Source organism: Novosphingobium sp. UBA1939, assembly GCF_002336885.1.
Lineage (GTDB): Bacteria > Pseudomonadota > Alphaproteobacteria > Sphingomonadales > Sphingomonadaceae > Novosphingobium.
Genome location: NZ_DDFB01000161.1, coordinates 1 through 7,265, shown reverse-complemented (window position 1 = coordinate 7,265; position 7,265 = coordinate 1). Strand labels below are relative to the sequence as shown.

General features: G+C 65.3%; 6 protein-coding genes and 1 riboswitch. Of the genes, 3 read left to right on the top strand and 3 right to left on the bottom strand.

Going from position 1 to position 7,265, the window contains the following annotated elements:
• From B3547_RS21500 to B3547_RS21490, 3 genes are all read right to left on the bottom strand, one after another.
• A partial coding sequence (locus tag B3547_RS21500) for a phosphomethylpyrimidine synthase ThiC (RefSeq protein WP_292966901.1) occupies positions 1-1,028 on the bottom strand: 1,028 nt, incomplete at its 3' end.
• A gap of 31 nt (positions 1,029-1,059) precedes the next feature.
• Positions 1,060-1,175, bottom strand: a riboswitch (TPP riboswitch).
• Between the two features lie 99 nt (positions 1,176-1,274).
• Complete coding sequence (locus tag B3547_RS21495; RefSeq protein WP_292966898.1) at positions 1,275-2,801, bottom strand: flavin-containing monooxygenase; 1,527 nt, start codon at positions 2,799-2,801, stop codon at positions 1,275-1,277.
• Between the two features lie 384 nt (positions 2,802-3,185).
• Entirely contained in the window at positions 3,186-3,794 is a 609-nt protein-coding gene (locus tag B3547_RS21490; protein WP_124809146.1) for a DUF2585 domain-containing protein, read from the bottom strand.
• A 91-nt stretch (positions 3,795-3,885) separates the two neighbouring features.
• On the opposite strand from B3547_RS21490, the gene crtY reads away from it, so the two are divergent.
• Genes crtY through B3547_RS21475 form a run of 3 tightly spaced genes read left to right on the top strand, consistent with a single transcriptional unit; the run spans position 3,886 to position 7,150 of the window.
• Positions 3,886-5,097 carry a lycopene beta-cyclase CrtY gene (gene crtY / locus B3547_RS21485; RefSeq protein WP_125956319.1) on the top strand — a complete coding sequence of 404 codons (1,212 nt, stop codon included), beginning with the start codon at positions 3,886-3,888 and terminating at the stop codon, positions 5,095-5,097.
• Positions 5,094-6,572: a phytoene desaturase gene (locus tag B3547_RS21480; protein WP_125956321.1), complete on the top strand. Its 1,479-nt coding sequence runs from the start codon at positions 5,094-5,096 to the stop codon at positions 6,570-6,572. The genes crtY and B3547_RS21480 overlap by 4 nt, the downstream gene beginning before the upstream one ends.
• Complete coding sequence (locus B3547_RS21475) at positions 6,569-7,150, top strand: TIGR00730 family Rossman fold protein (RefSeq protein ID WP_292966890.1); 582 nt, start codon at positions 6,569-6,571, stop codon at positions 7,148-7,150. Before B3547_RS21480 ends, B3547_RS21475 begins: the two co-directional genes overlap by 4 nt.
• The last annotated feature ends 115 nt before the right edge of the window (positions 7,151-7,265 follow it).

Genomic DNA, 7,265 nt, shown 5'->3' with positions numbered 1-7,265 from the left:
CACCACTTGGCCATGATCGAGCCGCCCCGACTGACGATGCCGGTCACGCGCTTGGCGGTCATCGGGATGTAGGGCAGGCGCACGCCGGCGTGGATCGTGAAGTAATCGACGCCCTGCTCCGCCTGCTCGATCAGCGTATCGCGGAACACTTCCCAGGTGAGGTCCTCGGCAATGCCGCCGACCTTTTCCAGCGCCTGGTAGATCGGCACGGTGCCGATCGGCACCGGGCTGTTGCGCAGGATCCATTCGCGCGTGTCGTGGATGTTGCGGCCGGTGGAAAGGTCCATCACCGTGTCCGCGCCCCAGCGGATCGACCAGACCATCTTGTCGACTTCGTTGGCGACGTTCGACGCCACCGCCGAATTGCCGATGTTGGCATTGATCTTCACCAGGAAGTTGCGGCCGATCGCCATCGGCTCGCTTTCCGGGTGGTTGATGTTGCTGGGAATGATCGCCCGGCCACGCGCCACTTCCTCGCGCACGAATTCGGGCGTCACGTAATCCGGAATGCTCGCGCCCCAATCCTGCCCGTCGCGCGCCAGCGCTTCCTTGAGCTGCTTGCGACCCAGGTTCTCGCGGATGGCGACATATTCCATCTCGGGCGTGATGATACCCCGGCGGGCATAGTGCATCTGCGTGACGTTCTGCCCCGCCTTGGCCCGCAGCGGCGCCGTGTTCACGTTGGGGAACGGCGGGACGCCGCCAGACCGGTCTGGGCCGAGCTGGCCATTGTCCTCGGGCTTCACCTCACGGGCGGAATAAGTCTCCACATCGCCGCGCGCCACGATCCAGTCGCGGCGCAGCGGAGCGAGACCCGCGGCGATGTCGATCGTGGCGGCGGGATCAGTATAGGCGCCCGAGGTATCGTAGACCCGCAGCGGCGCTTCGCCCGAGGACGGCTCCAGCGCGATTTCGCGCATGGCGACCTTCACCCCCGGGAAGTTCGGCGATTCGACGTAAATCTTGCGGCTGCCGCGAATGGGGCCGGTCGTCACGCCGATTTCCAGGGGAGAGTTGATGTCGGCCATGGCACGCTTCCTTCCTGGGACGGACGAAGAGCGCCAAGACGGCCGCCCTTCCCTCCGCCCGTGCTAACGGGTTCAGGTTCGACGGGTCGTGGGCCGCGAAACCCACCTCTCAGCCTTTTGGAAACGCAGGCTCCCCGGGGTGTGAGCCAGCATTAGGCGCATTGCGGCGGCGCGTCCAGCCAATGAACGCCGGATGCGCCGCCGCAACGGCAAGCGGACGGTCAAATACGACGGGAAGCCGCGCGATCAGGCCGCGACCGGTTCCTCCGCTTTCGCCGAGGCCGTCCGTTTCACGCCATCATAGACGAATTCCGTGCCTTCCAGATCGATCGCCGGGATTTCCACGCGTTCGGCCCAATAGTCCTGATTGTGCCGCCATTCCGGCTTGTCGCCCCCGCGCGGCAACTCATCCAGTCCGCGCATGAGATAGCCGGGATTGAAGTTGTCGCGTTCGATCCACGGCCCAAGCTCCATCCCCTCGTCCTCGGGCCGCAGCGCCACGTCGATCCGCTTCGCACCGCGCGCGTCCATGTGGTTGAGCAGCTTGCACACGAAATCGCCCAGCATGTCGACGCGCAGCGTCCAGCTCGCCCGGAAATAGCCCATGACCCAGACGAGGTTGGGAACGCCGGTGAACATCATGCCGCGATAGTTGACTGTATCGTGCCAGTTGACCGCCTTGCCATCGACGGCGAAGGGAATGTCGCCCATCACGGACAGGCGGAAGCCGGTGCAGGCGACCACGATATCGGCCTCCAGTTCCTCGCCCGAGGCCGTCCGCACGCCCTTTTCGGTAAAGCGGTCGATCGTGTCGGTCACCACCCGCACATGGCCAGCCGCGGCGTGCTGGAACAGGTCGCCATCGGGGCAGAACGCAAGGCGCTGCTGCCACACACGATACTTGGGGGTGAAGTTCGGCTCGAACGCGAAGTCCTCGCCCGCATAGGCACGCACCAGCGCCTTCAGTTCCTCGAACACCACGTCGGGTTCGGTCTGGCAGCGCTTCGTCAGCACGTCCTGATCGTGCATGACCTGGGCACGCACGACGCGGTGAACGGTCGGTTCGTCGATGCCGATCTGGCGCAGACGGTCGGCCAGCTCGTTCTGGTTGGGATGGCAGAAGAAATAGGTCGGCGAACGCTGGAGCATCGTCACCTGCGCCCCGGCATCGCAGAACGCCGGAACGACCGTGGCGGCGGTCGCGCCCGATCCGATCACCAGCACCCGCTTGCCCTTGACGTCGATCGCCGGGTCCCACAGCTGGGCGTGGATGAACGTGCCCTTGTAGTCCGAGAGGCCAGCCCAGTCGGGCACATAGGGCTTCTCGTGATCGTAATAGCCCTGGCACATCCACAGGAAATTGGCGGTAAAGGTCACCTTGGCGCCGTCCGCCTTGCGCGTGGTTTCCACGGTCCACAGGTTGTCCGTGCTGGACCAGTGGCAGCCGGTGATGCGGTGGCCATAGCGGATGTGTTCGCCGATGCCGTTCTCGTCGATCACCTCGCCCATGTACTTGAGGATTTCATCGGCGCTGGCGATCGGCGCGCCGATCCAGGGCTTGAAGCGGTAACCGAAGGTGTAGAGATCGGAGTCCGAACGGACGCCGGGGTACTTGTGGGTTTCCCACGTCCCGCCGAACGTGTCCTTCGCCTCGATCACGACATAGCTCTTGCCGGGGCACTGGTCCTGCAAGTGATAGGCCGATCCGATGCCGGAAATGCCGGCGCCGACAATCAGCACGTCAACGTGATCCGTCTTCGCTTCCTGAGCCATCATACCTCTCCATGAGCCGGCTTATGGATGCCGGCTTTTGCCGGTTCACCTGCCTTGCTTCGGCAGAAGAGTGCCTTGCGCATTGACTGGGATCAAGAACATCGCGTCACGCGAGGCGCGCGATCGGTCCAAGAATTAACGAACGTTCATGCGCCGGATCATCCTGCGTCATGTGCAGCCGTGCAAGAACCGCTCGCAACGGCAGACCGAACCGACGCAAGGACGGTCCGATGCCGTAGCGGAATTTGATCTTTCGAATTTCCAGCCTTGGGAGCGGCCCCCCCGGACCCGCTCCCGCTCCGGGGGCGGGCAGACCACCCTTCATCCCGCCCCCGGAAATCTTTCCAGGCGCCCGGAAAGGTTCCGAAACCAGCCGCAATGCGGTCAGGCAGCGGCCTGCCAGTGGCGAATCGCCTCGATCGGCCATGCCAGCATGAGGACGTTGAGCGTCAGATTGTCGCGGATCATTGCCAGCGTGAACAGTTCGAACGCGATCGCCAGCCCGATGGTGGCCCATGCCGGCAGGCGCGAGGCGACAATAAAGCCAAGGGCCATGAAACCGATGTCGCTTGCCGAATTGAGCACGCTGTCGCCGGAATAGCCCCACGATACCGTGACCGACCGGTAGCGATCGATGATGATCGGCGAGTTTTCGAGCAGTTCCCACGATCCCTCGATCAGCACGGCGAATGGCAAGGCCCAGCGCGACGAAACCCGCCGGGCCAGCGCGGGCACGCGCCACAACAGCCGCGCCGCACCATAGAACAGCATCCCGTGGATAAGATGGCTGAAGCTGTACCAGTCTGAAACCTGCTGACTGTTTTCAGGCGATTCCACCACGCCCTGCCACAGGCGCACCACGCCGCACGGGCAGATGGGCGGCCGCCCTTCCCCCAGCAGGATGCCGACGATCAGCGCCGCGATCAGCAGCGCCACGACCGTTCTTGCCCGGTCGGGCGTCAACGGCAGAGGGGATGCAAGGCCGGCCTTCATCGCTTCCCCTTAGCCTTACGGCGTTGCCAAACCATTGATAGGCCCCATGGTGCAGTTGCGCCGTTCCGGTCGAACGCCTAGGTGAGACGGGATGAGTTCGCAAACCTGCGACATCGTTATTCTTGGCGGCGGCCTTGCGGGCGGTCTGGCGGCGCTTGCTTTCGCACGCGCGCGGCCCGACCTGTCGCTGCGCCTGGTCGAACAGGGCGAAACGCTGGGCGGCCACCACGTGTGGTCGTTCTTCGGCAGCGACGTGGGCAAAGCCGGGCGCGAGCTGCTCGCGCCGCTCGTCGAGGCGGCCTGGCCGGGATACACGGTCCGCTTTCCGCAATACGATCGCCAGCTCGATACGAGCTATTACGCGATGACATCCGCCCGCCTGGACGCGGCGTTGCGCGCCGCACTGCCGGCGGAGGCGATCCTGTGCAACCGGCGCGCGCTGGCCTGTAGCGAAACGGCGGTCACGCTATCCGACGGCACGCGGCTGGAGGCCGGCGCGGTGATAGACGCGCGCGGGGCGCGGCTGGCCGGGCACCTCACCGGCGGCTGGCAGAAGTTCGTGGGCCAGCGGCTCAAACTGAAAGCCCCGCACGGCTTGGAGCGGCCCGTCATCATGGATGCCACGGTCGAGCAGATCGATGGCTACCGTTTCCTCTATTGCCTGCCCTTCGCGCCCGACGAGGTGTTCATCGAGGACACCTACTACGCCGACGGCACTCACCTGGACACGTCCGCCATCCATACCCGGATCGAAGCCTATGCGCTGGCGCGCGGCTGGCGCGTTGAAGCGGTGCTGGACGAGGAGGCCGGCGTGCTGCCGGTTGTGGCTGGCGGCGATTTCGACGGGTTCTGGCGCGCAACCGGCGGTCAGATCGCCCGCGCCGGCGGCCGCGCCGGCCTGTTCCACGCGGTCACCAGCTACTCGGTCCCCGATGCGGTGCGCTTCGCGCTGGCGCTGGCGCGGCAGGACGATCTCTCGGGCCAGGCGCTCGCGGTGTTCAGCGAGGAATGGGCAAGACGCCACTGGCAGCGTGGGCGGTTCGACCGGGCACTTTCCGCGATGCTGTTCGCCGCTGCGGAGCCACGGGACCGCTATCGCGTGCTGCAACGCTTCTACGGTCTGGACCAGCGCCTGATCGAACGGTTCTACGCCGGACGGTCGACCCCGCTCGACAAGATGCGCATTCTGGCGGGGCGCCCCCCGGTCGCGGTCGGCAAGGCCATCGGCGTGCTGACCGGACTGGGCGCCAGGCCCCAGCCGCTGCATCATTCCAGCCAATCGCCATCGGGAGTGCGCAAGTGAAACGAGCCTGTGTGATCGGCGCCGGGTTCGGCGGACTGGCGCTCGCCATCCGCCTCCAGTCGGCCGGCATCCAGACCACCGTCATCGAAGCACGCGACAAGCCGGGCGGGCGCGCCTGGTACTGGGAACGCGATGGCTTCACGTTCGATGCCGGACCGACGGTCATCACCGATCCGCCGTGCCTTGAGGAGCTGTGGAACCTCAGCGGACATCGCCTGGCCGACGACGTGGACCTGATGCCGGTATCGCCGTTCTACCGGCTCAACTGGCCCGACGGCACCGTGTTCGATTATTCCAACGACGAAGCGCACCTGCGCGCCGAAATCGCCCGCATCTCGCCCGGCGACGTTGTGGGGTACGAAGATTTCCTGCGCTATTCGGCCGGCGTTTTCGAGGAAGGCTACGTCAAGCTGGGCGCGGTGCCGTTCCTCGATTTCTCCAGCATGATCAAGGCCGCCCCCGCGCTGGCGCGGTATCAGGCATGGCGCTCGGTCTATTCGATGGTGTCGAGCTTCGTCGAAAGCGAAAAGCTGCGCGAGGCCTTCAGCTTCCACACCCTGCTGGTCGGCGGCAACCCGATGAACACCAGCGCGATCTATGCCCTGATCCACAAGCTGGAGAAGGATGGTGGCGTGTGGTGGGCCAGGGGCGGCACCAACCGCCTGATCGCCGGCATGGTCCGCCACTTCGAGCGCTTGGGCGGCGAAGTGCGACTGGGCGATCCAGTGGCGCGCGTCGAAACGCTGGGCAGCAGAGTCACGGGTGTCCTGACCCGCAGCGGCTGGCACGCCCCCTTCGACGCGGTCGCTTCCAACGCCGATCTGATGCACACCTACCGCGATCTTCTGTCCGACAATCCGCGCGGAAAGCAGCAGGCCCGGTCGCTGGCGCGCAAGCGGTTCTCGCCCAGCCTGTTCGTGGTGCATTTCGGCGTGGAGGGCACCTGGCCCGGCATTCCGCACCACATGATCCTGTTCGGTCCGCGCTACAAAGGGCTGCTCGACGACATCTACCAGCACGGCGTACTGCCGCAGGACTTCTCGATCTATCTGCACCATCCGACCGTGACCGATCCGTCGATGGCCCCCGAAGGCATGAGCACGTTCTATGCGCTGGTGCCCGTCGCCAACATGGGCAAGTTGCCGGTCGACTGGAACGAGATCGGCCCGGTGCTGGAAAAGCGGATTCTCGACGAAGTGGGCCGGCGCCTGATCCCGGATATCCACGATCGCATCCGGACGAAGTTCCACTACGCCCCGGCCGACTTCGCCACCGACCTTTCCGCCTATCAGGGCAGCGCGTTCAGCCTGGAGCCGCTGCTGACGCAAAGCGCGTGGTTCCGCGCGCACAACCGCGACGATGCGATTCCCAATTTCTACCTGGTGGGCGCCGGCACGCATCCGGGCGCCGGCATTCCCGGCGTTGTCGGCAGCGCGAAGGCCACCGCACGCCTGATGCTGGAGGACATGAAGTGAAACGCCTTGCCGTCTATTGCGGCTCCGCCTCGCCCGCCGATTCCCGCTACGTCGAACTCGCCCGCCACGTCGGCACCACGCTGGCCCGGCGCGGTATCGGGCTGGTCTATGGCGGCGGCAGGCTGGGCCTGATGGGGGCGGTGGCAAGCGGCGCGCTGGAAGCCGGTGGCGAAGTGATCGGCGTGATCCCCGAAGCGCTGGTCAGCGCCGAGGTTTCCAATACCGACTGCACCGAGTTGCACGTCGTCGCCAACATGCACCAGCGCAAGCAGGCCTTCACCGACCTTTCGGACGGCTTCCTGACCATCCCCGGCGGTGTCGGCACGATGGACGAATTGTGGGAAGCGGTGAGCTGGGCGCAGCTCGGCTATCATGAGAAGCCGGTCGGGCTGCTCAACGTCTCCGGCTATTACGACCATCTGATCGCCTTTGCCGACCATATGGCCGAGGTCGGCTTCGTCCGTCCGCAGCATCGCGGCATATTGATCGTCGACGACATGCTCGACGGATTGCTTGCGAAGATGGCCGATTATCGTCCGCATCAGACGATCTTTCGCATGACCAGCGATCAACTTTAGGACGGGCTGCCATTCAGGTGATGCCGGGCTGCGAAAGGCACTGCCCTGTGCTTCCGGTGCTCACGTACTGAAGTACGTAGCGCTCCGGTTCTCGGTCAGCACCATTCTCGCTCCG